The organism is Candidatus Palauibacter scopulicola, assembly GCF_947581915.1.
In the GTDB taxonomy this organism is placed as follows: Bacteria; Gemmatimonadota; Gemmatimonadetes; order Palauibacterales; family Palauibacteraceae; genus Palauibacter; species Palauibacter scopulicola.
Map to the genome: position 1 here is coordinate 1 of NZ_CANPWG010000014.1, position 24,676 is coordinate 24,676.

At 70.4% G+C, this 24,676-nt stretch carries 25 protein-coding genes; 7 read left to right on the top strand and 18 right to left on the bottom strand.

The annotated features are described in order from the left end of the window. The 10 genes from RN743_RS02885 to pruA all read right to left on the bottom strand — a co-directional run. The coding region (locus tag RN743_RS02885) for a glutamine--tRNA ligase/YqeY domain fusion protein (protein ID WP_310776076.1) at window positions 1-2,085 on the bottom strand (2,085 nt) is incomplete at its 3' end. An 80-nt stretch (window positions 2,086-2,165) separates the two neighbouring features. Next, window positions 2,166-2,372, bottom strand: a complete 207-nt coding sequence (locus RN743_RS02890) for a hypothetical protein (RefSeq protein ID WP_310776078.1) — start codon at window positions 2,370-2,372, stop codon at window positions 2,166-2,168. Window positions 2,373-2,528: 156 nt separating this feature from the next. Beyond that, on the bottom strand, window positions 2,529-3,095 hold the full coding sequence (locus RN743_RS02895) for a class I SAM-dependent methyltransferase (RefSeq protein ID WP_310776080.1): 567 nt from the start codon (window positions 3,093-3,095) through the stop codon (window positions 2,529-2,531). Window positions 3,096-3,273: 178 nt separating this feature from the next. Further along, window positions 3,274-3,528 (bottom strand): hypothetical protein, encoded by a 255-nt coding sequence (locus tag RN743_RS02900; protein ID WP_310776082.1) that lies wholly within the window; start codon window positions 3,526-3,528, stop codon window positions 3,274-3,276. Window positions 3,529-3,533: 5 nt separating this feature from the next. Continuing rightward, window positions 3,534-4,358, bottom strand: coding sequence for a Phenylacetic acid catabolic protein (locus RN743_RS02905; RefSeq protein WP_310776084.1), 825 nt, complete (start codon window positions 4,356-4,358; stop codon window positions 3,534-3,536). After that, the gene (locus RN743_RS02910; RefSeq protein ID WP_310776086.1) at window positions 4,355-4,603 is read right to left on the bottom strand and encodes a hypothetical protein; all 249 of its coding nucleotides are present in this window, start codon (window positions 4,601-4,603) and stop codon (window positions 4,355-4,357) included. The genes RN743_RS02905 and RN743_RS02910 overlap by 4 nt, the downstream gene beginning before the upstream one ends. Beyond that, a complete protein-coding gene (locus RN743_RS02915) occupies window positions 4,600-5,097 on the bottom strand; it encodes a metal-sulfur cluster assembly factor (RefSeq protein WP_310776088.1) in 498 nt (165 codons plus the stop codon). The genes RN743_RS02910 and RN743_RS02915 overlap by 4 nt, the downstream gene beginning before the upstream one ends. Then, on the bottom strand, window positions 5,094-6,032 hold the full coding sequence (locus tag RN743_RS02920) for a Phenylacetic acid catabolic protein (RefSeq protein ID WP_310776090.1): 939 nt from the start codon (window positions 6,030-6,032) through the stop codon (window positions 5,094-5,096). Before RN743_RS02920 ends, RN743_RS02915 begins: the two co-directional genes overlap by 4 nt. Window positions 6,033-6,091: 59 nt before the next feature. Then, a complete protein-coding gene (locus RN743_RS02925) occupies window positions 6,092-7,072 on the bottom strand; it encodes an META domain-containing protein (RefSeq protein WP_310776092.1) in 981 nt (326 codons plus the stop codon). Continuing rightward, window positions 7,069-8,724 carry an L-glutamate gamma-semialdehyde dehydrogenase gene (gene pruA / locus RN743_RS02930; protein WP_310776094.1) on the bottom strand — a complete coding sequence of 552 codons (1,656 nt, stop codon included), beginning with the start codon at window positions 8,722-8,724 and terminating at the stop codon, window positions 7,069-7,071. Before pruA ends, RN743_RS02925 begins: the two co-directional genes overlap by 4 nt. A 151-nt stretch (window positions 8,725-8,875) precedes the next feature. Between pruA and RN743_RS02935 the strand changes: the two genes are divergently transcribed. Continuing rightward, window positions 8,876-10,378: an OmpA family protein gene (locus RN743_RS02935; RefSeq protein ID WP_310776096.1), complete on the top strand. Its 1,503-nt coding sequence runs from the start codon at window positions 8,876-8,878 to the stop codon at window positions 10,376-10,378. A 27-nt stretch (window positions 10,379-10,405) separates the two neighbouring features. On the opposite strand, the gene RN743_RS02940 is transcribed toward RN743_RS02935, so the two are convergent. Then, window positions 10,406-10,624 carry a hypothetical protein gene (locus RN743_RS02940; protein ID WP_310776098.1) on the bottom strand — a complete coding sequence of 73 codons (219 nt, stop codon included), beginning with the start codon at window positions 10,622-10,624 and terminating at the stop codon, window positions 10,406-10,408. 4 nt (window positions 10,625-10,628) lie between these two features. Further along, the gene (locus tag RN743_RS02945) at window positions 10,629-11,432 is read right to left on the bottom strand and encodes an SDR family oxidoreductase (RefSeq protein WP_310776100.1); all 804 of its coding nucleotides are present in this window, start codon (window positions 11,430-11,432) and stop codon (window positions 10,629-10,631) included. A gap of 626 nt (window positions 11,433-12,058) precedes the next feature. Here RN743_RS02945 and RN743_RS02950 point away from each other — a divergent pair. From RN743_RS02950 to RN743_RS02965, 4 genes are all read left to right on the top strand, one after another. Then, window positions 12,059-12,241 (top strand): hypothetical protein, encoded by a 183-nt coding sequence (locus RN743_RS02950; RefSeq protein WP_310776102.1) that lies wholly within the window; start codon window positions 12,059-12,061, stop codon window positions 12,239-12,241. A 165-nt stretch (window positions 12,242-12,406) separates the two neighbouring features. Beyond that, window positions 12,407-12,778 carry a hypothetical protein gene (locus tag RN743_RS02955; RefSeq protein WP_310776104.1) on the top strand — a complete coding sequence of 124 codons (372 nt, stop codon included), beginning with the start codon at window positions 12,407-12,409 and terminating at the stop codon, window positions 12,776-12,778. A 23-nt stretch (window positions 12,779-12,801) separates the two neighbouring features. Further along, the gene (locus RN743_RS02960; RefSeq protein ID WP_310776106.1) at window positions 12,802-13,113 is read left to right on the top strand and encodes a hypothetical protein; all 312 of its coding nucleotides are present in this window, start codon (window positions 12,802-12,804) and stop codon (window positions 13,111-13,113) included. A 59-nt stretch (window positions 13,114-13,172) separates the two neighbouring features. After that, the gene (locus RN743_RS02965) at window positions 13,173-14,459 is read left to right on the top strand and encodes a glycosyltransferase 87 family protein (protein WP_310776108.1); all 1,287 of its coding nucleotides are present in this window, start codon (window positions 13,173-13,175) and stop codon (window positions 14,457-14,459) included. On the opposite strand, the gene RN743_RS02970 is transcribed toward RN743_RS02965, so the two are convergent. Both RN743_RS02970 and RN743_RS02975 read right to left on the bottom strand, forming a co-directional pair. Then, window positions 14,358-15,791 (bottom strand): glycosyltransferase, encoded by a 1,434-nt coding sequence (locus RN743_RS02970; RefSeq protein WP_310776110.1) that lies wholly within the window; start codon window positions 15,789-15,791, stop codon window positions 14,358-14,360. The two genes, RN743_RS02965 and RN743_RS02970, sit on opposite strands and share 102 nt — an antisense overlap. Beyond that, window positions 15,788-17,104 (bottom strand): amidohydrolase family protein, encoded by a 1,317-nt coding sequence (locus RN743_RS02975; protein WP_310776112.1) that lies wholly within the window; start codon window positions 17,102-17,104, stop codon window positions 15,788-15,790. The genes RN743_RS02970 and RN743_RS02975 overlap by 4 nt, the downstream gene beginning before the upstream one ends. 98 nt (window positions 17,105-17,202) lie before the next feature. Here RN743_RS02975 and RN743_RS02980 point away from each other — a divergent pair, with 98 nt between their 5' ends. Together RN743_RS02980 and ppk1 are read left to right on the top strand one after the other, a co-directional pair. Further along, window positions 17,203-18,786: a Ppx/GppA phosphatase family protein gene (locus RN743_RS02980; protein ID WP_310776114.1), complete on the top strand. Its 1,584-nt coding sequence runs from the start codon at window positions 17,203-17,205 to the stop codon at window positions 18,784-18,786. A gap of 285 nt (window positions 18,787-19,071) precedes the next feature. Next, window positions 19,072-21,393, top strand: a complete 2,322-nt coding sequence (ppk1, locus tag RN743_RS02985) for a polyphosphate kinase 1 (RefSeq protein ID WP_310776116.1) — start codon at window positions 19,072-19,074, stop codon at window positions 21,391-21,393. 65 nt (window positions 21,394-21,458) lie between these two features. On the opposite strand, the gene phoU is transcribed toward ppk1, so the two are convergent. From phoU to pstC, 4 genes are read right to left on the bottom strand one after another with little or no spacing between them, the layout of a single operon-like run. Then, a complete protein-coding gene (gene phoU, locus RN743_RS02990) occupies window positions 21,459-22,127 on the bottom strand; it encodes a phosphate signaling complex protein PhoU (protein ID WP_310776118.1) in 669 nt (222 codons plus the stop codon). Between the two features lie 13 nt (window positions 22,128-22,140). Further along, complete coding sequence (gene pstB, locus RN743_RS02995) at window positions 22,141-22,896, bottom strand: phosphate ABC transporter ATP-binding protein PstB (RefSeq protein ID WP_310776120.1); 756 nt, start codon at window positions 22,894-22,896, stop codon at window positions 22,141-22,143. Window positions 22,897-22,898: 2 nt separating this feature from the next. Continuing rightward, a complete protein-coding gene (pstA, locus tag RN743_RS03000; RefSeq protein ID WP_310776122.1) occupies window positions 22,899-23,783 on the bottom strand; it encodes a phosphate ABC transporter permease PstA in 885 nt (294 codons plus the stop codon). Next, complete coding sequence (gene pstC / locus RN743_RS03005) at window positions 23,780-24,667, bottom strand: phosphate ABC transporter permease subunit PstC (RefSeq protein ID WP_310776124.1); 888 nt, start codon at window positions 24,665-24,667, stop codon at window positions 23,780-23,782. Before pstC ends, pstA begins: the two co-directional genes overlap by 4 nt. Window positions 24,668-24,676 lie beyond the last annotated feature (9 nt).

Genomic DNA, 24,676 nt, shown 5'->3' on the forward strand with positions numbered 1-24,676 from the left:
CTCATAGTACTGTACCGATTCGGCGGAACCACTGAGCAGGTCGGCGAGTTCGTCCGGCAGACCCAGCGGATCCCGGAAGCGGTCGAAGGCCGCCCGGAGCGCGGGGTCGGCGCGCCTCGCCGCATCGCGGGCTTCCCGCGCCGAGTCGATGCCGGGGACCGCCGGCCCCGCCGACCGGTCTTCCGCCGGGGTCCGCGCCTCCCCGGCGTCGGTGTCGCGGGAGGCGTCGGCCTTCGCGCGCCGGCTCCAGGCATCGCGAAGCGTCACCGTCCGGTTGAAGACGAGCGGGCCCGCGGCCGGCGCTTCGCCGCCGCCGTCCGCCGTCGCGCCCGCCGTTGCGTCCGCCGTCGCCCCCGTCGTCCCGGCTCGCGTGGCCTGGTCCGGGACGAAGTAGCCCAGCCGCTCGAACTGCCAGGCGGACCCGGGCGTATCGCCGGCCGGACCGGGATCGCCGGCCAGGCTCGGATCGCCGGCCAGGCTCGGCTCGCCGCGCGCGTGCGTCAGGACCTGCAGCGATTCCGGGTTGAGGCTCTCGCGGAGGCCTTCGCCGCCGCCCGGATCCGAGACGCGGAACAGGCGGTCGTAGAGGCGGACCTCGAGCGGCACCGACTCCGTGGCCGACACCCAGTGGATCGTGCCCGCCGGCCGGCGCCCGTCGGGCGCCGATCCGCTTCGCGTTTCCGGATCGTACGTGCAGCGCAGGCGCACGATTTCGCCCGCCTCGTCCTTCTCCACTCCGCGGCACGTGATGAAATAGCCGTGCCGCAGGCGCACCTCGCGTCCGGGAGCGAGCCGGCGGAAGCCCGGGGCCGGCTCCTCCGCGAAATCGTCCCGTTCGATGTAGAGGACCCGGGTGAACGGGACCTTCCGCGTTTCGGGCCATCCCTCCGGCGGGGCATCGGCGCCGCGCGGAAAGTACGGGGCGTCGATCCAGTCCACCTCGCCGTCCGGGCAGTTCTCGATGACGACCTCGAGCGGACGCAGCACCGCGAGCGCGCGCGGCGCACGCCGGTTCAGCGCCTCCCGCACCGCCCATTCCAGCGTGGCGATCTCCACCCGGTTGTCGGCCTTCCCGATCCCGACCTGCCGGCAGAAGGCGCGTATCGCGTCGGGGGGAATGCCGCGGCGCCGCATGCCGGCCAGCGTGGGCATGCGCGGGTCGTCCCAGCCCGAGACGTGTTCCTCATCGACGAGGCGGAGGAGTTTCCGCTTGCTCACGATCGTGTAGTCGAGATTCCGGCGCGCGAACTCGTACTGGCGGGGCCGCGGATCCCAGGAACCGAGCGCCTCTCCGCCGCCGCCCTCCGCCCCCGGCACGCGGTCGATGCGGGCGGAAGCGGGACGCGTGTGCTCGATGAACCAGTCGTAGAGCGCGCGGTTGTCCTGAAACTCGAGCGTGCAGAAGGAGTGCGTGATCCCCTCGATCGCGTCGGACTGGCCGTGCGCCCAGTCGTAGAAGGGGTAGATCGGCCACGCATCGCCGGTCCGGTAGTGGTGCGCGTGCCGGATTCGGTACATCAGCGGGTCGCGCAGCTTCATGTTCGACGAGGCGAGGTCGATCCGCGCGCGGAGCACGTGCTCTCCATCTTCGAACTCCCCCGCGCGCATGCGCCGGAAGAGATCGAGGTTCTCCTCCGTCGAGCGGTCCCGGTAGGGGCTCGGCCGGCTGGGCTCGCGCACCGACCCGCGGTGCGCGCGGATCTCCTCCTCGGACAGGCTGTCGACGTAGGCGAAGCCGTCCTCGATCATCCGCAGCGCCATGCGGTACAGCGCCCCGAAATAGTCCGACGCGTAGCGGATCTCTCCGTCCCACTCGAACCCCAGCCAGCGGATGTCCCGCGCGATCGCCTCGACGTAGGACGGGTCCTCCGTCGTCGGGTTCGTGTCGTCCATGCGCAGCGTCGTCCGGCCGCCGTGTTCCCGCGCCACCTCGAAGTCGAGGCAGATGGCGGAGGCGTGCCCCACGTGAAGGAAGCCGTTGGGTTCGGGCGGAAAGCGCGTGAGCACACGCCCCCCGTGACGCCCGCTCAGGACATCTTCGGCGACGATCTGACGGATGAAATCCGGACGCTCTCGTTGCGGCATGGGGGGAACCTAAAAAAAAAGGCCGGGTCCCGGTACGGACCCGGCCCGGCGGGGCGGCGTCGCCTGCGCTGTGGCTCCGCTCAGGACCTCTTGTGGTCGCTGAAATCCGCGGACGCCGGGGCCGCCGCGACGGGGGTTTCCGGGCATGTGACGGCTTCCGGAGCGGCCTCGGTCCCGGCCGCCTGCGCGCCCTGCACGGACCCGCCGTGCGTGCCCAGAATCAGTCCAACCGCCATCGCCAGCCAGGCCAGCGAGCCCGTGGTCGCCCATTTCGACAACCTGTCCATTTGATCTGTCCCTTCCCCGGAATCGGCGGTTGCGATCTGTACCCTCTTTGGTACGGGAAAAATGAGAGAAAGTTTCTCCCGGCTCCTGAACGTTCGACTCCGGAATCGCACAAATGGTTGGCAGGCGCCCCGCCGTCCCGCCGATGTCCCGGAAGGTCAGGACGGTCTGGTGAGACGGGCCAGATAGACTCCGTCCCCGCCCTCGAACGCGACCTCCAGCCGCCAGCCGGCCCGCGCGGCGTGGTGCGTGAGCGTCTCGGGATCGATGTACAACTCGCGAAAGGGCCGGCCGACCCGGCCCGCGTGCGAGAGTTCGATCCAGGCCTGGCCGGGATACCCGCCGACAGGCGGCCAGCCCGCCGTCGCCGAGGGTCCACGAATGACGGCTTCCGCGCCGTCGACCAGGATCTGTCCGCCCGGGGAAAGGAACCGGTGGGCGTGCGCGAGGAAGCGGTCGAGGCCTGCCAGCGTTCCGACCGGCCCGAGCCCGTTCATGAGCATGAGCACCGTGTCGAAGCCCGGTCGCCACCAGTGCCGGAAGTCGGCGTGCACGACCGCCGCCGCCCCGCGCTCCCGCAGCAGGCGGGCGACCTCGGCGGAGCCTTCCACCGCGACGACGGAAAACCCCAGCGCCTCGAGCGCGAGCGTGTGCGGTCCCGCCCCGGCTCCGAGGTCGAGCACCCGGCCGCGGCACAACTCGACGGCCTGGCACTCGAAGTCCATCCATTGATCCGGCGTCCGGAAGAAGAACCCGGCCGGCAGCGATGCATCGTCCCCGAGGCTGCTGCGGAGGCGAAGTCCGGGACCGGATTCCCCCGCCGCGTACGCGGCCAGCGCGCCGGCGAAGGGGGCGAGCGGCGCGACTCGCCCGCGATGGCGTCCGGGCTCGGGGGCTACCAGTTCAGCGCCACCTCACGGCCTCGAACACGGTTCGGCAGGCGTTGCAGTAGTACTGGGCCGTCGAGGCCTGCCCCCCGAACGTCGCGAACGGATCGGAGTCGTCCGAGTCGCAGAAGGGGCAGGGCACTGACGCCGGCATGCCGGACGATTCGACGGGGTCGTCGAGCGGCAACCGCTGCGGCGGGGCACCGCCGCTCGCGCCGTCGTGCTTCACGCCGTCGTGCTTCACGCTGTCGTGCTTCGTGCCGTCGGCCATGGACTTCAGTCCATCAGGAGTTCTCGGTTACGGTCGCCCCGGACCCGCGCGAGGGAATCGTCATCGGGGCCGCCCTCCACCGCCCGCCGGCGCAGGAGCCAGCGGTCCTCCCAGACGGGTTCGCGCGTGCTGACCCACTCCGATCCGGCGTCGCGCGCCAGGCCGGTCTCCGCGGCGACCGGCCCCACCCGTTCCAGCCAGCGCGCGCGTGCCCCGGCGGCATCGCGCCGCACGATTCCGTGCGCGGCGAGCGTCCCGCTGAGCGGGTCGTCGTCGGGGCCGAACCCGCGCAGACACGCGTTCCAGGCCGCTCCGAAGGCTTCGGCCAGCGCCGCCCGCCCGCCCTCGGCGCTCAGCAGGCGGCGGGTCCACCCCTGTCCGTGATCGAAATGGAAGCGCTCTTCCTCGAGCAGTTTGCGCACCTTGTAGCGGATCGGCTCGTAGCGGCTCTCCACGAGCATCTCGAACTGGACCGAAAGCGCCGTGTCCCACAGGAAGTTGAGGGCGAGGAACGCTTCCCACGACGCGACGTCCCGGTCCAGCAGTTCGGAGCTGTGGTACTCGTCGGAGGCGCGTTCGTGCTCGAGGGCGGACGGGTCGTGGCCGAAGTCGCGCAGCATCGCATAGAGGATGCGGGCGTGCCCCCACTCATCCTGCGCCATGGCGGAGCAGGCGATGCCGGCCTCGACCGAGGGCGCCCCGAGGATCCAGTCGGAGTAGCGGATGCCGAGCAGCCGCTTGTTGTCGGCGAGGGCGAGGATGAGGTTGGCGAGGTGCCCGGACACTCCCTCGGGAAGGTCCTCCGCCGACCGGAAGCCGCTCTCCGTCATCGCGAATCCGCCGGCGCCGGGCCGCCCGGATCGCCGAGCGTGAACGGGGCCTGCGGCCGGTTCACCGCCGCGAACGCATCGCGGGGCGCCACCGTCATCTCGAACCACTTGGCCTCGTCGTACGTCTGCCACGCGTACACGCGCGCCAACTGCTCGTTGGGGGCGGACACCGCGCCCACGTGCTCGAAGCGGTCCGCCCTCTTCTTGCGGGCGAAGACCTCGTACACCCGTCCGTTGCGGCTCACGTGACGACTCCGACGGAGCGCAGCAGCTTCCGTCCGCGCGCGGAGATGGCGGCCGTCGTCCACGGGGGATCCCACCCGGTCACGATCTCGACCTGCCGGATGCCGTCCATCTCCAGCAGGCGCTCCCGCACGTCCCACTGGATGAAATCCATGCAGGGGCAGGCGGTGGCCGTGAAGGTGAGGTGGACGGTGACGGCCCCGGCCTCCTCGTCCCCCTCGATCCCGCGCACGAGCCCGAGGTCGACGATCGAGATCGGGAACTCCGGGTCCGCGACCTCGTAGAGCGCCCGGCGCGCCCGTTCCGCGAGGTCCGCGGCGGGCTCGGCGAACGCGGGAGGGGGCGGCAGTTCCCGTCCGCCCCGCGTCTCCCGGAGGACGGCGCCGAAATCCATGCCCGCCTCGTAGCGCGGGAGGGACCGCGGGCGGGACTGCGGAACGGATCGCGCGACGGGTCGCGGGACCGCCACGCCGCCTGCCGGGCCGTCGGCGTTCATGCCGCGAGCAGCCGCTCGACCGCGAACCGGCTTCGCCGCAGCGAATCGACGTACTGCTCGTTCATCGGGCCGCGCGCCTTCCACCGCTCGAACACCTGCTTCCAGGTGATCGTCTCGTTGAAGAGCCAGCGCCGCGCCTCCGGGTCGTACTGGCAGGGAAGCTCGTAGGTCAGCTCCACCTCGTCCGTGTCGGGGTCGTACTGCGCCGGGAGGTCGTACCCCAGCTCCTCGCACAGCGGCACGACGGCCTTGAGCCAGGTCCGGCGGAGCTGGTCGTTCGTCATCCCCTTGAGGCGGAAGTCGAGCTGCGCGTTGTGGTGCTTCCGGTCGTCGGGCATCCCGAACCACTCCACGCCCATCGGGAACATCCAGTCGAGCGTCCGCTGCACCGCTTCCTTCGCGGCGCCCCCCGCCTCGGCGAAGCGGCGGATCCAGACCTCGCCGTGCCGCAGGTGGAAGTTTTCCTCCATGCTCACCTTGACGAGGCCGCGCTTGAGCGGCCCGTAGCTCGTGTTGCGGTGGACGTCGCCCAGCAGCGTGATCCCGGCCCGGTCGTAGAGCGCGTTCGCCGAGACCAGCTCGGCCCAGTTCATGAGCGGCTGATCGAAGCCGTAGGGGTGCTTGAAGTGCGCGGGTTCGCGCTCGTAGAGCAGCCAGTGGCGGTCCACGCCGAGATCCTCGAGCAGGCGGTAGGCGATGTTCGCGTGCCCCAGTTCGTCCTGGATGATCGCCGTGGCCGAGACCATCGTGTTCGTGGACGGCGCGTCGCGGGCGGCCATGAAGTAGGCCGGCGCGCTGATCAGTTCCGTGTCGCCCTGGACGGTGAGCTGCGTGATCAGCGCCCGCTTGTAGGTCTCCGTCATGTCCTCTTCGGACTCGACGATGAACCCTTCCTGCACCTTCCGCTGCAGTTCCTCGTCTGTGAAACGTGCCATACCGTCGCGCCTCTCCCGCCCCGAACCGGGCCTTCCACCCGGAGGGGCGAACCGTAAATCTACATTGAACCCGCCCCGGGCGGGTCCGGGGCGGTGACGGGCGCGCGCGAGGCCAGCGGCCGTCCGGCCCGGAAACGAATCGCGCCCCCGCCGAGCGCGAGCGTCATCCGGTCGCCTTCGAGGTGGAGCGCCCTCACGGAACGAAGCGCCTCGAGAAAGCGCTGCTCGAAGTCCGCCTCCCGATCCCGGCACAGCCTTCGCATGGCCGTCACGCCGTAGAATCGCAGGGCCTCCGCCTCGCGCATGCGGAAACTCCCGAAGATCCGGTTGCAGCCCGCGTATCCCGCCAAATCCCCGGTGACGTCCGCGGGGTCCCGCGGCTGCGCCCGGAATCTGAGTGTCACGGGTTCACGCAGCGCGCGGAGGTTCGCGCTCCAGTCCCCGCTGTCGAACGACTCAAGCTCCCATTCGTGCGTATGCAGCGCGGGCGCGGGCGTCCCGTTCCCGGCTTCGGCGCCGCCGGCCCGCGCGCCCTCCCCGTCGGCGGCGTCGATGAGGGTGACGGAGGTCAGCCCCCGGTTCGTGAGCGCGAAGTACGGGGTCCGATCGACGGACGGGCGGACGGTGACGGGGTCGCCCGGCCTGCGAATCCGGACGTTCAGCCGGATCATGCCGCTGAGGACCTCCGCCCGGTGGACTTCGATCCGGTCTCCAATGAGGCGCGCGGACACGTCCCGCATCTCCTCGCCGTCGCTCAGCACGGCGTGCAGGGTCAGGAACCGTTCCCGCCCGTGATCCGCCGAGAGCACCGCGACCGCGTCGACGTCCGAGTCGAAATCGAGGTCGCCGTCCGCCGTGAGGAGGAGTTCGTACCGCACGTTGTCCGGGCCGGTCGTCGCTCCCTGCGTGAGCGTGATCTCGCCGCCGTCCAACGTGAGGAACGTCGCGTTCTCCAACACCTCCCGGCTGTCGACTTCGGGCTCGTCGCCGCACCCGGCGGCCGCGCCCGCGGCCACCAGCAGCCAAACGGCCCTCTTCACTCCGCCTCCATGAAGGGATACCGGTAGTCGGTGGGCGGATCGAACGTCTCCTTGATCGTCCGGGGGGAGACCCAGCGCACGAGGTTCAGCACGGATCCGGCCTTGTCGTTCGTGCCGCTCGCGCGGCCGCCGCCGAAGGGCTGTTGGCCGACCACCGCACCGGAGGGCTTGTCGTTGATGTAGTAGTTCCCCGCCGCGTTCCGAAGCGCCGCGCCGGCGCTCCGGAGGGCCTCCGGGTCGCGCGCGAACACCGCGCCCGTGAGGGCGTACGGCGAGGTCCCGTCGACCAGGGCGAGCGTGGATTCCCACTCCGACGCGCGGTACGAATGCAGGGTGACGACCGGGCCGAAGATCTCCTCGCACATCAGCTTGTGCCCGGGGTCGTCCGCTTCGACGACGGTGGGCTCGATGAAGTAGCCCCGGCTGTCGTCGCAGCCGCCGCCGGCGAGGATGCGCGCATCGTCGGATTCGCGCGCGTAGTCGATGTACGACTTGATGCGGTCGAACGCCGGCCGGTCGATCACGGCGCCGAGGAAGTTCCGGAAGTCCGCCGGGTCGCCCATGAGAAGCTCCCCGGTCATCGCGACGACCCGGTCCCGCACGTCCTCCCACATCGTGTCGGGCACGTACACGCGCGAGGTCGCCGAGCACTTCTGTCCCTGGTACTCGAAGCCGCCCTGCACGATCGCGACCGCGAGCGCCTGCGGGTCCGCGCTCTCGTGCGCGACGATGAAGTCCTTCCCGCCCGTCTCCCCGACGAGTCTCGGATAGGCGCGGTAGTTCTCCACGTTCTGCGCGACGGACTTCCAGAGGTGCTGGAAGGTGCCGGTCGAACCGGTGAAGTGGATGCCGCCGAGTTCCGGGCTCGAAAGGAGGACATCGCTGATCTCCGAGGCGACGCCCGGGATGAAGTTGATCACGCCCGGCGGGAGTCCCGCCGCTTCGAGGAGCTTCATCACGTAGAAGGACCCGAGCACGCCGGTGGTCGAGGGCTTCCAGACCGCGACGTTCCCCATGAGCGCGGGGGACGTCGTCAGGTTGGCCCCGATGGCCGTGAAGTTGAACGGGCTGATGGCGTAGACGAACCCCTCGAGCGGGCGGTGGTCCATGCGGTTCCGAACGCCGGGCCCGGAGATCGGTTGCTCCGCGTGCACGCGCCCCGCGAAGAAGGAGTTGAAACGCCAGAAATCGACGATCTCGCACGCGGAGTCGATCTCGGCCTGGATCGCCGTCTTGCTCTGCCCGAGCATGGTCGCCGCGTTGAGCTTCATCCTCCAGGGACCCGCGAGGAGTTCGGCGGCACGGAGGAGAATCTCCGCGCGGTCCTCCCAGGCCCGGTTCGACCATTCCCCCCAGGCCGCCCGCGACGCGGCGATGGCGGCCTGCGCCTCGGCGGCCCCCGCGATGTGGCAGCGGGCCAGCACGTGGCCGTGGTCGTGCGGCATCGTCACGTCGAACGTCCGGGATGTCCGCACCTCGCGTCCGCCGATGATCAGCGGGATCTCGACGACCTCGCCCCGCTGGCGGAGCAACTCTTCCTTGAGAGCGGCTCGTTCGGGGCTGCCCGGGGCATACTCGTTGACAGGTTCGTTGCCGGGACGTGGGATTCCGGGATCCGCGCCCGGCTGAACCTCGTCGACAGGTGGTTTCATGAAGGGATCCCCCTGGGTGAACATGTTTCGCGAAGGGAGGCGCAATCTGGCGGCGCGGGAGTGAGATTGAAAGGTGCACGGTGCACTACGTATCGTGCAGTGGACGCGCGCCGGATTCGTTTGCTTGCCGACGGGGAAGAGCACGGAAAACATGGCTTTTGTCAGGCACAGGCTCCCGGCCCGGCCGCGCCCGCGGCGGAAGGGCCGGCGGCGGTTCGGAGGACTCGCCCGGGCCGTCCTCGTCACGCTCCTCGTCCTGTGTCCGGGTCCGGCCGCCGCCCAGGAGGGCGCGGGTTCGCTGCAGGCCCTCGAGGCTCGCCTCGGCCAGGCGCGCGAGAACGCGATCCACCTGCTCGCCCCGTCTTCGTTCAGGGAGGCCGAGGATCGGCTTGAAGACGCGGCGCGCCGTCTGCGGGACGGACGGCGGGACGCCCGGTTCGAGGAACTGCTGGGCGAAGCCGGGCGCTGGCTGGCCGCGGCGGAGGGAATCGCGGCCGCGGGCCGTCCGCACTTCCGGGAGGCGCTCGCGGCCCGGGACGAAGCCCGCGCTTCCGGAGCCGAGACGCGTGCGGTCGAAGGGTGGGGGAGGGCGGAGTCCGAACTGGAGACGGCCGGCCGCCGTCTCGAACGCGAGGACCTGGAAGACGTCGCCGTGCGAACGGGCCGCGCGACCGTGCTCTACAGGCGGGCGACCCGGGCCGCGCGGCGCGACGAGTTTCTGGGAGCGGCGGTCCAGGCGCGAGCCGCCGCCATGAACGCGGGCGCGAGCGAGTTGGCCCCGAACGCGTTCGCGGCGGGTGAGGCGCACCTGGCGAGCGCGGAAGCGGAGATCGAGGACCTCGCGCCTGTGGAGGGGCCGGCGCGGGCCGGAGAAGCCGCGTTCGCCGCTTTCTCCCGGGCGCACCGCATCGCCGCCCTGTTCGACAGCGTGCGCCGGCGCCAGGTGACGGTCGAACGGCTGCTCGACGGGCATGAGGCGGATCTGGCCCGCCTCGCCGGCGCCGCGGAGGTGGAGCCCCTCCGGAGCGACGCCGGCGAAACGACCGCGCGCATCGAGGGGGCCATCTCCCGCCTCCGGGCGGACAACGAGCGGCTGGGCGCCGAGTTGGCGGACGAACGCGCGCGGACGTCGGAACTCGGCAGCCGGCTGGCCTCGCTGGAGGACCGCCTGGCCGACTTCGAACGGCGGTTCACGGGAGCCCGGGACGAGTTGCTCGCGGTCCGCGAGCGGGAGGCGCGGCTGCGCGAAGTCCAGGGTCTCTTCACTCCGTCGGAAGGGGAGGTCCTGCTCACCGGGGACCGGCTCGTGCTCCGGCTGTTCGGCCTCACCTTCGAACCCGCGCAGGCCGAGATCGACGAGGCGCTGTACCCCCTGCTCACCAAGGTGCAGCGTGTGATCACGACCTTTCCGGGGGCCACCCTGCGGATCGAGGGGCATACCGACGCGCAGGGCGGGACGCGCGGGAACCAGGCGCTGAGCCAGCAGCGGGCCATCGCCGTGCGCGAGCACCTGCTCGCCCGGGTGCCCATCCCGTCCTCCCGGGTGGAGGCCACCGGCCTCGGCGAGGAACGCCCGATCGCGAGCAACGAGACGGAGGAGGGACGCGCGCGGAACCGCCGGATCGAGATCGTCCTCACCCTGCCCGGGAACTGACAAGAGCCCCGGCGAGGCGACACGACCCTAGTCCCGGAGGCGCTCCGCCTGCACCGCGGCGATCACGCCCCACACCGCCGCTCCCACCGCGAGGCCGGTCCCGATCCAGCGGCCGACCTCCGCCCAGCGGCCGGGCCGTCCGCTCCGCCAGGGTCGGGTGATCTCGCTCCGCCAGTACTCCACCTCGTCGGTGACGATCTCCCGGGCCACTTCCGCCACCGGTCCGGCCAGCCGCCGGGCATCCATGCGCTCAGTCCCCCGGTGGCCTGGAGCCGACGAAGTCCTCGCCTCCGTCCACGCGGATCGTGTTTCCCGTCATCCATCCCGTTTCGGGCGCGGCGAGCGCGACCATGCACCGGGCCACGTCTTCCGGGGTTCCGAGTCGCCCGTGGGGGTTCTGGGCCGCGGCTTCGGCGATCATGTGTTCCGCGCCGGGAATCTTGCGAAGCGCGGGCGTATCGGTCACGCCGGCGCGGATCGAGTTGACGGTGATGCCCTTCGTCGCGAGTTCGAGCGCGAGTTGGCGGCAGTGCGATTCGAGCGCCGCCTTGGCCGCGGAGACGGCGCCGTAGGAGGGGATCACGCGGTCGCCGCCGGAGGAGGTCATGGCGAAGATCCGGCCGCCTTCGCCCAGCAGCCCGCGCTCGAGCAGCCCCTGGGTCCAGTAGACCAGCGTGTGGGCCATGACGTCCAGCGTCATGTTCATCTGCTCGGGGCTCATCCCGGGCGCATCGTCCGGCACGTAGGGGCGCAGGGTTCCGAAGGCCAGGGAGTGCATCAGCACGCGGACGGATCCCGGCCCGGCGCCTGCGGCGATTTCGTCCAGCACCCGGTCGCGCTTCTTCGCCGAAGCCGCGTTCACGTTGAAGAACATCGCGCGCCGTCCGCGCGACTCGATCAGCGCCCGAATCTCTCCGACGTGGGCGAGCCCCGCTCTCCGGTCCAGGTGTACCCCGTAGATGTCGTAACCGGCTTCGGCGAACGCGAGTGCCGCCGCTTCGCCAAAGCCGCTCGAGGCTCCGAGAATCAACGCGCCAGGCGCAGAATCCGTCACTCGCACCCCTCCGTTCGTCGTCCGCTAAAGGGCCATCCCCCGGTCTCGGCCACCCCGCGCGAGCCGGAGCGCACAGCATAGCCGCCCGCCCCCCCGGCTGCACGGTCCGGCGCCCTCCAGCCGCGGGCGCAAAAACCCGGCGTCGACGCCGCTCGAACGCCGACGCAGCGGGGCTTCCCACCGCTGCCGGACCCCCAACGGCGACGCATCCGGCGAGCGGGCCGCGGATCGGCGGCAATCCATATTTTTTGAAAAAAATCATGCACGCCCCGGTCCTTTCGAGTCGCCGTCACAGCTCGTTCATCGCCGCGTGTGACATGCATGAACGCTGCATGCGAGCGCTGCCGCCACGCCGTGGACCAGCGGCACAATCCACACATGATCGGGAGTTTTGGACGATCATTCAACAGTCACGTAACGTACTGTTTCACAAATCATTACGACGTAGCTGCACGACCCCCCCAATACCCGGGGGGATGGATCGTCCGCTTGCAGGCGCGGGAACGTCGATCCTATCCTCAAGGCGCGATGGGAAATGCACGGCCCCTGATTGCCGCGGACCTCCGGGATCCGTTCGGATACAGAGAGCGAAACCCTCGAATTTTCTTGCGAGTGTGCCCCTGACAATGATGGCATCATCCGACTGTAGCCTCGTCAACGTCGTCGTGGATCTCCCCAAGGAGCTTGCCGCGGATGTGGAGGCCGTGCGCCAGCGAGATCCCGAGTTCCTCGAGCGTGCCATTCAGTATGTGCTGGCCCGCCGCATCATCTTCGAAGAACTCAAGCCCCCCGCCTCGAGACACCGCTGAAGGAGAAGGCCGGCGAGCCCGCGTCGGCGAAGATTTCTTTGTGGATCGCGGTTCCGGCCGCGACTCGCCAACCGTTGACGCCCGTCCCCCCCGGGGCTACATCGCGCAGGGAGTGGTGAGCGGGGAGGTGAGGGGTTGGCCAGCGATTGCGAGCCGAGTATAGCCGTGTCCTCCGATACGGAGCGTCCAGCGCCCGGTCGGGATGCCGAGAGGGGATCGGAGTCCGACGAAGCCGTACTGCGGGCCAAATACGCCGACTACTGCTCGGCTCAACTCACCGAAGTATTCCTCTCCCTGTCCGAAGAGCGCATCTACGAGATCGTGGAAGAGGAAGCCCGCGCGCAGGAGTTCGGCCAGGAGCGCCTGGGGTTTCAGACGATGGTCCGACTCGCGACCAAGCGACTCCGGGAGAGCGTGCCGCTGCCCGATTTCGAGACGTGGCGCCGCGACTACGAAGCTGCCCCTGAAGAGTATGAAGCATACCTGATGGGCCTGTGGCGGCAGCGTTCGGAGGAGGAGGCCCCGGAGACCGATTGAGTCGCGGTGGAATCGGAGGGGGGATGCCTGAAGACCAGCACGACGGAGCCGACAGCGCCGAGGAAGGACGCCCCCAACTGCGGATGTGGGACGAAGCGGGCCAGGAGACCGCCATCGGCAGCCTCGACGACGGGGAACGCCGGTGGAAGATCCTCGTCATCGCCGAACCGGTCGCCGAAGACCTCGTCCGGGGCTGGCTCTCCTTTCGACTCGACGACGAGCGGTACGACACGGCTCCGGTGATCATGGAGGAAACCGTGGCGCGCGTCGTCGAGCGGGCCGTTGAACTCCCCGAACCCATGCTGCGACAACTCTTCAGTTCGGCTCGGCGGTGACGTCGGCGGGGTCACCCGCTGACACAGGCGCAGGCCGGCCAGGCTGGCTGTGGCTCCTCGTGGCCGTCGAGGCGGCCGCGCTCTGGGGTATGGCCTGGGGTGGATCGGGCACGCCGTGGCCGGCGATGCCGCTGTGGGTCGCGGCGTTCGCGGCCTACCTGGGTGCGGCCCGCTACGCCGCCGCGCCGCACCGGGCGGGTTCGATCCGCCGGCACGTGTGGACCGCCGGGATCGTCCTCCGGGTGGGCGTCTTCCCCGCGGCGCCCGCCCTTTCCGAGGACATCTACCGGTACATCTGGGACGGCTGGGTTCAGGCCAACGGCGTGAACCCCTACGCCCATCCCCCCTCGGCGTCGGCGCTCGAGGAGCTGCGCACCGCGTGGTGGCCGCTCATCAATCACGCGGACGTCTCGACGATCTATCCGCCGGGGGCGCAGATCGTCTTCGCGCTCCTGGCCTCGGCCGGCCCCGCGTGGTGGATCTTCAAGCTGGGGTGGCTCGCGGCCGACCTGCTGGTTGCGCGGCTCATCGACCGGCTGTCATCCGGCCGCGGCGCGCTTCCGCTGCTGCTCTATCTCTGGTCTCCGCTCGTCGTCGTCGAAGTCGCCTGGAGCGGGCACCTGGATCCGCTCGGGGTCGCGCCCATGCTGGGCGCCGTGGCGCTGGCCGGCAGCGCGGCGGTCCCGGCCTGGCGCTCGGGCGCCCTGCTGGGCCTCGGCGCCGCGGTGAAGTTCGCCCCCCTCGCCGCGCTCCCGGCTCTCTTCCGGCTGCGCGGCCCCGGGGCGCTCGCCGCCGCCGTCCTCGTGCCCCTCCTTCTCTATCTGCCCTACGTCGGCGCGGGGCCGGCCCTCTTCGACGGTCTGCGGACGTACGCGGACGTCTGGGCGTTCAACGGCGGCCTCTACCGGGCCCTCGAACGGCTGCCGGGGCACCCCGACCTCGCGAAGTGGATCGGCGCGTCGGTCGTCGGCGCCATCGCCCTGCGCGCCGCGCTCCGCCGCTGGCCGCTGGAACGCGCCCTCCTGTGGACGGTCGGAGCCGCGCTCCTCCTCTCTCCGACCCTCCATCCGTGGTATCTGCTGTGGGTGCTCCCCTTCGCCTGTCTCTCGGCGAATCGGGGCTGGCTCCTGTTCAGCGGGACCGTGTTCCTCGCGTACGCCGGGAGGGACGCCTACCTCGCCACGGGGGCGTGGCCGGAACCCGCCTGGCTGACGTGGCTGATCCACGGGACGCCGTTGGCCCTCCTAGCGTGGGATGGCTGGCGCGGGCGGGGCTCTCAGGGACTCGCGCGCCGTGAGGGCGTAGCCCGCGGCGAAGAGGGCCGTGAAGGGCAGCACGGCGGGTGACCCGGCGAGCGCCGTGTTCACGACGGCGCCGGCGAGCGCCGCGGCGAGCGTCAGGCGCAGGAGCGCGGGCCCGCTCGAGAGCCGGACCCGATACGCCACGACGGGCTGGAAGCCGCGCTTCGGCGTGCGGACGAAGGGGGTGCGGGTTCCGCGGCAGGCCCGCGCGACGGCGAAGGTGAGCGGCACGCCGAGCCCCAGCCCGAGGAGCAGCGCTTCGGAGATGCGGCGCCCGAGGCGTCCGCGCCCGCGGATCCACCCGGCGGATCCGTAGAAGAGCACGAACGGGACGGTGGCGAGGAGCACGGCGGCCACATGGACGGCGGCCGGGAGGCCGAAGCCGGTCGCGGACGCCCACCCGGCCCCCGCGAGCGCCGCCGCCATCGTGAGCGTCAGCGGATGGACGACGTGTCCCACGAGATGGGCCGTCGCCTCGAACTTGATCGCCGCCGGCACGGGGGCGCGCCAGATCCGCGGCAGCAGCTTCCGTGCGCTCTGGATGCCGCCCTGCGTCCACCGGCTCTGCTGGATCTCCACCGCGCGCAGATTCGCCGGCAGCTCGGCGGGGACCCGGACGTCGTCCCGGTACACGAAACGCCAGCCCGCGAGCTGGGCGCGGTAGCTGAGATCGACGTCCTCGGTCAGGGTGTCGCTCTGCCACCCCCCCGCCGCCCGCACACACGCCTTGCGCCACATTCCGCCGGAGCCGTTGAAGTTGAAGAAGAGGCCGGCCCGGTATCGCGCTTCGTGCTCGATCGCGAAGTGCGCGTCGAGGAAGAGGGCCTGGGCTCGCGTCAGCCAGCTCGCGTCGGGCGAGAGGTGGTCCCAGGCCGCCTGCACCGCCCCCACGCCCGGGTCCGCGAAGGGGGGGAGCAACTCCCGGATCAACTCCGGGGGCGGAACGAAATCCGCGTCGAGTACGAGCAGGAAGTCGCCGCGGGCGAGGGATACGCCGTGGGCGAGCGCGCCGGCCTTGAACCCCTCGCGGGATCCCCGCCGCACGTGCCGGATGTCGATCCCGCGCGCCCGCCACTCGCGCACCCGCCTCGCCGCGATCGCCACCGTCTCGTCGTCCGAGTCGTCGAGCAGTTGGATTTCGAGGCGGTCCGCGGGATAGCGCAGGCGGCAGGCCGCGTCGATGAGCCGTTCGACGACGTTCGCTTCGTTGAAGACCGGTAGCTGTACCGTGACGACCGGGAGCGGGCCGGGCCAGGTGCGCGCCTCCACCCGGGCGGGCCGGCGCATCCGCAACCACAGCAGGCGCAGCCGGTGCGCCCCGAAGGGGGCGAGGAGGGCGAGAAGCGCCAGGTACGCCAGCGGTCCGATTTCGCTCATGGGCGGGGTTCGATCTCTTCCGTCCCGATCCGACCCGTCCCGATCTCATCCGCGCGGAAGTCGAGCCGGTCGAGCGCGATCGTGCCGTCGCTCATCACGAACAGCACGTCCTGATACTGGCCGATGTCATCGAGCGGGTTGCGGTCGAGGACGAGAAGATCCGCCTCGAACCCCGCCGCGACCCGGCCCGTCCGGTCCGCGATGCCGAGCAACTCCGCCGCGACCGTGGTCGCGGACCGGATCGCATCGAGTTCGCTCAGCCCGATGCCCACGAACTCCATCAGTTCGTGGCTCATGCGGAGGACGCTCCCGGACCCGTACCCGGTGTCCGTGGCGGCGACGAGCGGCACCCCGAGTGCATGCGCCGCCGCCGCCGTCTCCCGGACGCGCGGGAGCATGTGCCGTCCGCGCACCTGGAGCACCGGGTCGTCGTAGTCGCCGCCGGGCACCGTGAGGTCGGACACGACCGCGATCGTCGGCACCAGGTAGGTGCCCCGCTCCCGCATGAGGCGGAGCGTTTCGTCGCGGAGATACGTCCCATGCTCGATGCTTCGCACGCCGGCCGCGACCGCGGCCCGGCCGCCGCGGTCTCCGTGCGCGTGCGCGGCGACGGGGACGCCGTCGCGCGAGGCCTCCGCCACCAGCGCCGACAGTTCGGCCTCCGTGAAGAACGGCTTGCGGGGGTCCGTTTCCGGCAGACCGGCTCGTTCAGTCGCGTTCACCTTGATGAAATCCACGCCGCGATCGAGCATCGCGCGCGCCATCCGCCCCATCGCCTCGGGGCCTCGCACGTCGCGCCCGAGGAGATCGCCGAGCCCCGGCTCATCGAGGAAGAGTCCCTCGGCCGGCCGGGGCCGCACGTGGTAGCCCGCGGCGAGGATCTCCGGGCCGGGAAGCCCGCCGCCCAGGAACAGTTCCCGCAGGCCGACGTCGGCGAAGAACCCCGCCCCCATGCTGCGCGCCGTAGTGACGCCGGAGAGCAGCGCTCGGCGAGCCGCCTCGAGCGTCCCGATGTGGACATGGGCGTCGATCAGGCCGGGAACGAGGAAGCGGCCGCCGAGGTCGATCGTGCGCACCTCGGCAGGCGCCTCTCCCCCTTCCGCCACGGAAACGATGACCCCCTCCCGCACGACGACCGTCGCGTTCGAGAGGACGCCGCCCGTCGCCGGATCGATCACCGAGGCGCCGGTGAAGGCGATCGGCTCGCTCTGGCCGGCCGCCGCCGGGGAAGCCAGGCAGATGAACAGGGCGCCCACGCAGCGGGCGAGTCGGAAGCGTCGGGACGCGGTGGCCGCTGAAGCGATGACGGACATCGGAACCTCCGGGATCTGGACCGTAAGGCACCAAGATGCCTCCGACCGCGGGCCGGGGACAGGAGCGCGCCGCCATCGATTCGGCTAGCTTGCCCCCGATGCGGCAAACGACGACACCACTGCCACGCGGGACCGCCGCCGGCCGGGAGCCGCTCCCGTTCCCGCTGCGCGTCGCCGCCATCGACGTGGGGTCGAACGCGTTTCGCTTCGTCGCGGCCGAGTTCAGCGACCCCGACCATTACGTGGAGCTGGCCTCGGAGCGGGTTCCCGTCCGGCTGGGACATTCGGCCTTCCTCACCGGCGAACTTTCGTCCTCCGCCATCGACCGGACCGTCGAGGGATTCCGGCGCTTCCGGGCGGAAATCGATCGCCTGGGCATCGAGCATGTGCGCGCCGTGGCGACCAGCGCGGTCCGGGAGAGCCGCAACGGCGCCGATCTCGTCCGCCGCGTCGAGGAGGACGCGGGAATCCGGCTCGATCTGATCTCCGGCACGGATGAGGCGCGGCTCGTGTGGATGTCCGTGAAGCAGCGGTTCGATTTCGGCGACGCCAAGTGGATGCTCGTGGACCTCGGCGGCGGAAGCGTCGAGGTCTCGCTGGCGGATCGGTCCGGGATCATGTGGAGCGAGTCGCACCGGATGGGATCGGTCCGGCTGCTCGAGGAGCTCACGGGGTCGGACGATGCGCCCGCGCACTTCGCGAGCCTGCTCGCGGAATACGCCGCCACGCTCCGCATTCCGCACGCGAGCAAGCACTGGACGCCGGTGCAGCTGATCGCCACCGGCGGCAATATCGAGGAACTCGCGCGCCTCGCGGGCCACAGCGCCGCCGACGGCACCCGCCGCATCGCGCGGGCCGAACTCGCCATGGCGATCGAGGAGTTCTCCCGCCTCTCCTACAGCCAGCGCATCGGCCGACTCGGCCTGCGCGAGGATCGGGCCGACGTGATTCTCCCCGCCGCGATCGTGTACGACCGCGTCGCCGAACTCGCGGGCGCCGAAGAGATTCTCGTCCCCGGCGTCGGCGTGAAGGAGGGCGTGCTGTTCGACCTCGTCGACGAGTTGACGAGCGGCGCCGGTTTCGGGCGGCTGGAGCGGATCGTCCACGAAGGAGCGCTCACGCTCGGGCGCCGGTACCTCTTCGACGAGGATCACGGGCGACACGTCGCGTCGCTGGCCCTCTCCCTGTTCGACCAGCTCACCGAGGTCCACGGCCTCGAACCGCGCGACCGGCGGATCCTGCTGGCGGGGGCGATGCTGCACGACATCGGGCAGCACATCTCTTACGCGAGACACCACAAGCACTCGCTCTACCTGATCCTTCACAGCGAGATCCCGGGCATCGCGCCGAACGAGCTCCCGCTCGTCGCGCTGGTGGCGCGCTACCACCGGCGGGCCGAACCGCGGCGCGGCCACTACCTGTACCGCGACCTGGATCCTCCCGACCGCGAACGGGTGGAGCGGCTCGCCGCCCTCCTTCGCATCGCGGACTCCCTCGACCGCGAACACCTCCGGCGCGTGAAGAGCGTCGAGGCGCGCGTGCACGAGCACACGCTCGAACTGCGTCTCGAACGGAGAGGAAGCGTGCTCCTCGAGCAGTGGGCGCTGCGCAAGAAGGGGAAGCTCTTCGCCCGCATCTTCGGCCTCGAACCCTACGTCACCTTCGACTTGGCCTCCGACTGATTGGACCTGGCCCCGCGACCGACTCGACCGGGCCTCCGACCGATTCGCCCCGGCCTCTGGACCAACGGAGGCGTCCGAAACAAGCGGGACGGTGGGTGCAGGGCTTATAATTCAGGCCCTGTGTTCGCAAACGGCCCGCGAGGTGGCCGGAAGAAAGTGGCGGAGAGCCGTATGTCATCCGAGTCGAAAGAGACGTCGAACGAGACATCGCGTCGACCGTGGGTTCACCACGGGAGCCGCCGTCCCGCCGGGATTTCCCCGACGGCGTCGTCCCGCTCCGCCGCCGTGAACCCCCCGCCGCACGAGGCCCCGACGCCGGGGGCCGCGACACGGGAGGTCGAGACACCCGAGACCCCGCCGCGCGAGGCCGCTGCGCCCGTCGAGGTCGCGCCGGCCCCGGAGAACGGTGCCGACCCCGGGCCGCGTCCGTCCGCCCCGCGCGTCGGCCACCGCGTGCAGGACGTCCCTGTGCTCCCGCGCGCCGTGGCGCCGAAGCCCGTGCCCGAAGGCGCGAAGCCGAGCCACCCGTCGCTCTATTTCAACGCGGAACTCAGTTGGCTGGACTTCAACTGGCGCGTGCTCTACCAGGCCATGGACGAGCGGACGCCGCTGCTGGAGCGGCTCCGCTTCCTCGCGATCACGGAGAACAACCTCGACGAATTCGTGATGAAGCAGGTCGGCGGCCTCAAGCGCGTGCTGGGGGCGGGCGTGGTGAAGCCATCGCCGGACGGCCTGGGGCCCGCGGAACAGCTGGACCTCGTGCGCGAGGGCGTCCGCACCATGCGGACCCGGCTGGCCGAGGTGTGGGAGGGCGACCTCCGGCCGCGCCTCGCGGCGGAACTCGACATCGCCGTGCGCGACTTCGAGGACCTGAACGACCAGGAACGCGAGCATGTGCGCCGCGTGTTCGCGGATCGGATCTATCCGGTCCTCACGCCGCTGGCCGTGGACCCGGGGCACCCGTTCCCCTTCCTGTCCAACATGAGCCTCTCGCTCGCCCTCATGCTCGAGCACCCGGAACGCCGGACCCGCCACTTCGCCCGGGTGAAGATCCCCACGGCGCTGCGCTGGGTCGAACTCCCGGAGAGCGGGCACGTAGTCCCCGTCGAGCAGGTCGTGCGGCACTTCGCGGGCGAGCTCTTCCGGGGGATGACGATCGAGAGCGCTTCGCTCTTCCGCGTCACCCGGAACGCGGACGTGGCCCGGGACGAAGAGGTGGCGGACGACCTCCTGCAGATGATCTCCGAGGAGATCCGCGAGCGGCGCTTCGCGCGCGTGGTTCGCCTGGAGGTGGAGCCGGGCATGCCCGACGACGTGCGGCAATTCCTGGTTCGCCAGCTCGAGCTGGATGAGGAAGACCTGTACGAGATTCCGGGCCTGCTCGAGATGTCGGGTTTCTGGCAGATCGCGGCCGAGGGCCCCTGGGAGCACCGGCACGAACCCTGGGAGCCGATGATCCCTCCCCGCCTGATCCGCGAAGGCGAGACGGAGGACCGTCCCGACATCTTCACGGTGATTCGGGCGGGCGACCTCATGGTGCACCACCCGTACGAGTCCTTCACCGCGACGGTGCAGCGGTTCATCGAGGAGGCCGCCGCGGACCCCGCGGTCGTGGCCATCAAGCAGACGCTCTACCGGACGGCGGAGCACTCGCGGATCATCGCCGCGCTGGTGCGGGCGGCCGAGGCGGGCAAGGCGGTCGCCGTGCTCGTGGAGGTCACGGCCCGCTTCGACGAGGCCGACAACATGGAGTGGGCGTCCGTGCTGGAGGAGGCCGGCGTCAACGTCACGTACGGGCTCGTCGGGCTGAAGACGCACGCGAAGGTTGCCCTCGTGGTCCGCGAGGAAGGGGACGAGATCCGCACCTACTGCCACATCGGCACCGGCAACTACAACTCCGAGACCGCGCAGATCTACGCGGACCTCGGGATCCTCACGGCGCGCCCGGAAATCGGCCGCGACGCGGTGAACCTGTTCCATTACCTGACCGGATACGCCCCCGACCAGCAGTACGAGGAACTCATCGTGGCTCCCCGCGACCTGCGACGGGCCATCACCGCCCGGATCGAGCGCGAGATCTCGCACGTCGAGGCCGGCCGGAAGGGCCGCATGATCATGAAGATGAACGGTCTCGACGACCCGAAGATGATCCGCGCCCTCTACGCCGCGTCCGCCGCCGGCGTGAAGATCGACCTCATCATCCGGGGCCAGTGCCGGCTCCGCCCCGGGATCCCCGGCTTCAGCGAGAACATCCGGGTGCGCAGCATCGTCGGACGGTTCCTGGAGCACGACCGGATCTTCTGGTGGGAGAACGACGGGAGCCCCGAGGTGTGGATCGGGAGCGCGGACTGGCGCCGCCGAAACCTCGACAACCGCGTCGAGGTGCTGCTGCCCGTCCGCGACAAGCGGATCCGGAAGCGCCTGCGCAAGACCCTGCGCTTCGCCCTCCGCGACAATCAGCGCGCCTGGGAACTGCGGCCGACGGGAGAGTACGTGCTGTGCGAGCCCGCGCCGGACGCGCGTCCCATCGACTACCAGAGCCGGATGCTGAAAGCGGTCCGGAAGCGCCGCCGCAAGGTGGACGATCACTGGAGCGCCTCGCACTGACGCGGGGCCCCCGTAGGCTGCCGGGCCGGGTCCAGGCCGGGTCCAGGGCCGGGTCCAGGCTGGGTCTAGGCTGGGTCCGGTGAGCCCTCCTGGTGCCGGATCGTGATTCCCTGGACCATGTAGACGACGTCCTCGCCGATGTTCGTCGCGAGGTCGCCGATCCGTTCGAGATTGCGGCCGATGAGGATGACCTGCAGGCACGCCGACAGGTTGTAGTCCGGCATATGGGTGATCATCACACGGCTCAGTGAATCCTGGAGCTGGTCCAGCCGGTCGTCCCGCGCGATCACGGAGCGTGCGTCGTCCGCGTTCCGGTGGACGAAGGCATCGAGCGCATCCCGCAGCATCGCCCGGGCCATGCGGCTCATCTCATCCAGTTCGGGCGGAACCGGAACCTTCTTCTCCGCCTTCGCCAGCCGTTCGGCCGCCTCGGCGATGTTGACCGCGTGGTCGCCGATCCGCTCGAGGTCGTTGTTGATCTTGAGGACCGTGACGAGCACGCGCAGGTCGCTCGCCACCGGGTGATGGAGCGCGAGGATCTCCACCGTGGATTCCTCGACCTCCACTTCGGCCCGGTCGATGGCGTCGTCCGCCGCCCGGATCGGTTCCGCATCCACCGCGGGCTGGCCCACGAGCGCCATCGCGCGACGCACCAACTCCTCGATGTCGTGCGCCATCCGGTGCAGGGTCCGCGTGACGTCGTCCAGCCGGTCGTCGAACTGCCTGAGGGCCATCCGCCGCGACCCGCTAGCCCAGCCGGCCGGTGATGTAGGCCTCGGTCCGCTCGTCCTCGGGGTTGGTGAACAAGCGCTGGGTCTCCTTGTATTCGAGCAGTTCGCCCATGTAGAGGAAGGCCGTGTCGTCACTGATGCGAGCGGCCTGCTGCATGTTATGCGTCACGACCACGATCGTGTAGTCACCGCGCAGGTCTCCGATGAGGTCCTCGATGCGGCCGGTCGCGATCGGGTCGAGCGCGCTCGCGGGTTCGTCCATGAGGAGGACTTCCGGTTCCACCGCCAGCGCCCGCGCGATGCAGAGGCGCTGCTGCTGGCCGGCCGACAGCCCGAGGGCGTCCGCATCGAGCCGGTGGCTTACCTCGTCCCACAGCGAGGCCGCTCGCAGCGACGCTTCCACGCGGTCGCCGATGTCGTCCTGGAAGCCGTTGATCCGCAGGCCGAAGGCGATGTTCTCGAAGATCGACTTCGGAAAGGGATTCGGCTTCTGGAACACCATCCCGATCGAGCGCCGTACATCCGCCGGGTCGACCTCGGCCCCGTACAGGTCCCGCCCCCGGAACAGCACCTGCCCGGTGATGCGGGCGGCCGGCACGAAGTCGTTCAGTCGATTGAAGCAGCGCAGGAGCGTGCTCTTGCCGCAACCCGACGGCCCGATGAAGGCCACCACCCGGTTTTCCGGTATCCGGAGCGAGACGTCGTCGATCACGCGCGTCTCACCGTAGCGGACACTGAGTCCGACGGTCTCCAGGACCGTATTCGACGACACCGTCACCTCTCGTATCGGTTACGAATCAGAATCGCGGCGGCATTCATCAGCAGAAGCACGCCCAGCAGTACCACTATCGCTCCCGCCGCCAGCGCATGGAACTCCTCCCGCGGGTCGGCCGTCCAGTTGAAGATCTGGATCGGCAGGACCGTGAAGGGGTCCATGACCGAGACCGGATCGAAGGCGATGAACGTCAGCGCCCCGATGATCAGGAGCGGCGCCGTCTCCCCTCCCGCGCGCGAGAGCGCGAGAATCGTCCCCGAGAGGATCCCGGGCAGGGCCGCCGGAAGCACATGATGCCGGATGGCCTGCCAGCGCGTGGCGCCGAGCGCGTACGCGGCTTCCCGCAGAGAGTCGGGGACCGCGCGGATCGCCTCGCGCGCCGCGACAATCACGAGCGGGAGTACGAGGAGCGACAGCGTCGCCGCACCCGCGAGCAGGCTCCGTTCCAGCGACAGGAACCGGACGAACACGGCGAGACCCAGAAGGCCGTAGACGATGGACGGCACTCCGGCCAGATTCGCGATGTTCGTCTGCAGCAGGTTCGTGAGTCGGTTCCTCGGTGCGTATTCCTCGAGGTACACCGCGGCGCCCACTCCCAGCGGGAAGGACATCGCGGCCACCAGCGTCAGCAGCCAAAGGCTGCCGAGGATGGCGGAGCGAATCCCGGCCCGGTCGGGGAAGCGCGACGGAAAAGTCACCAGAAAGTCGGGTGATAGCGTCGGCAGCCCGGTCGCCAGGATATGGACGAGCAGGACGAGGAGCGACGCGACCGCGAACGCGACCGCGAACCGGCAAAGCCACTTGAACCGGACGCCCGCGCGACGGCGGGCCGCGACCCGCGGTTCGAAGCGGCCGCTGCGAGGCGGAGCGGCCCCGGGATTCACGGGTGGATCTCCCGAAAACGGCCGATCAGGCGCTGACTCAGGAGGTTCAGGGCCAGCGTGATGAGGAAGAGGAACAGGCCGACCGCGAACAGGGTCCGGTACTCGACCGTCCCGGATGGGGCATCGCCCAGACTCGCCTGCACGATGTACGCCGTCATCGTCTGAACGCTCTCGAGGAGGTCGAGCGTCATCCTCGGCGTGGCGCCCGCGGCCAGCGTCACGACCATAGTTTCCGCGATGGCGCGCGAGACCGCCAGAATGAAACTGGCGGCGATTCCCGGCAGGCCCGCCGGCACCACGATCCGGGTCGAGACCTCGAACCGCGTGGCTCCGAGACTGTACGCGGCCTCGCGCAGGGAGCGGGGGACCGCGCTCAGCGCATCCTCGGACAGGGACGACACCATCGGAAGGATCATGATGCCCACGACGAGGGCCGCGCTTGCGGCATTGAAGACTCCGGCGGCGGGGAAGACCGCGCGGAGAATCGGAGTCACGAAGGCAACGGCGAAATAGCCGTAGACCACGGTCGGGATGCCCGCCAGAATCTCGAGCGCGGGTTTGACGATCCGCTTCGTCCGCCTCGACGCGTACTCACTGAGATAGACCGCCGTCGCCAGACCGGCCGGGAGCGCAACGAGCAGCGCCCCCGCGGCGATGAGGAGGGTCCCGTTCAGGAGCGGGAGGATGCCGAAAGACCGCGGCGCCAGATCCGGAGACCAGCGCGCGCCCGCGAGAAACTCGAGGGGCGACACGTCCGAGAAGAACCCCAGCGACTGCGTGGCGAGTACGACGACGATGCCGACGGTCGTGAGGACGGAGAGCGCCCCGCAGCCAAGAAAGAGCGCTCCCATCACGCGCTCGACGACTCTCGACCGAAGGCTCATCCGGGCCTG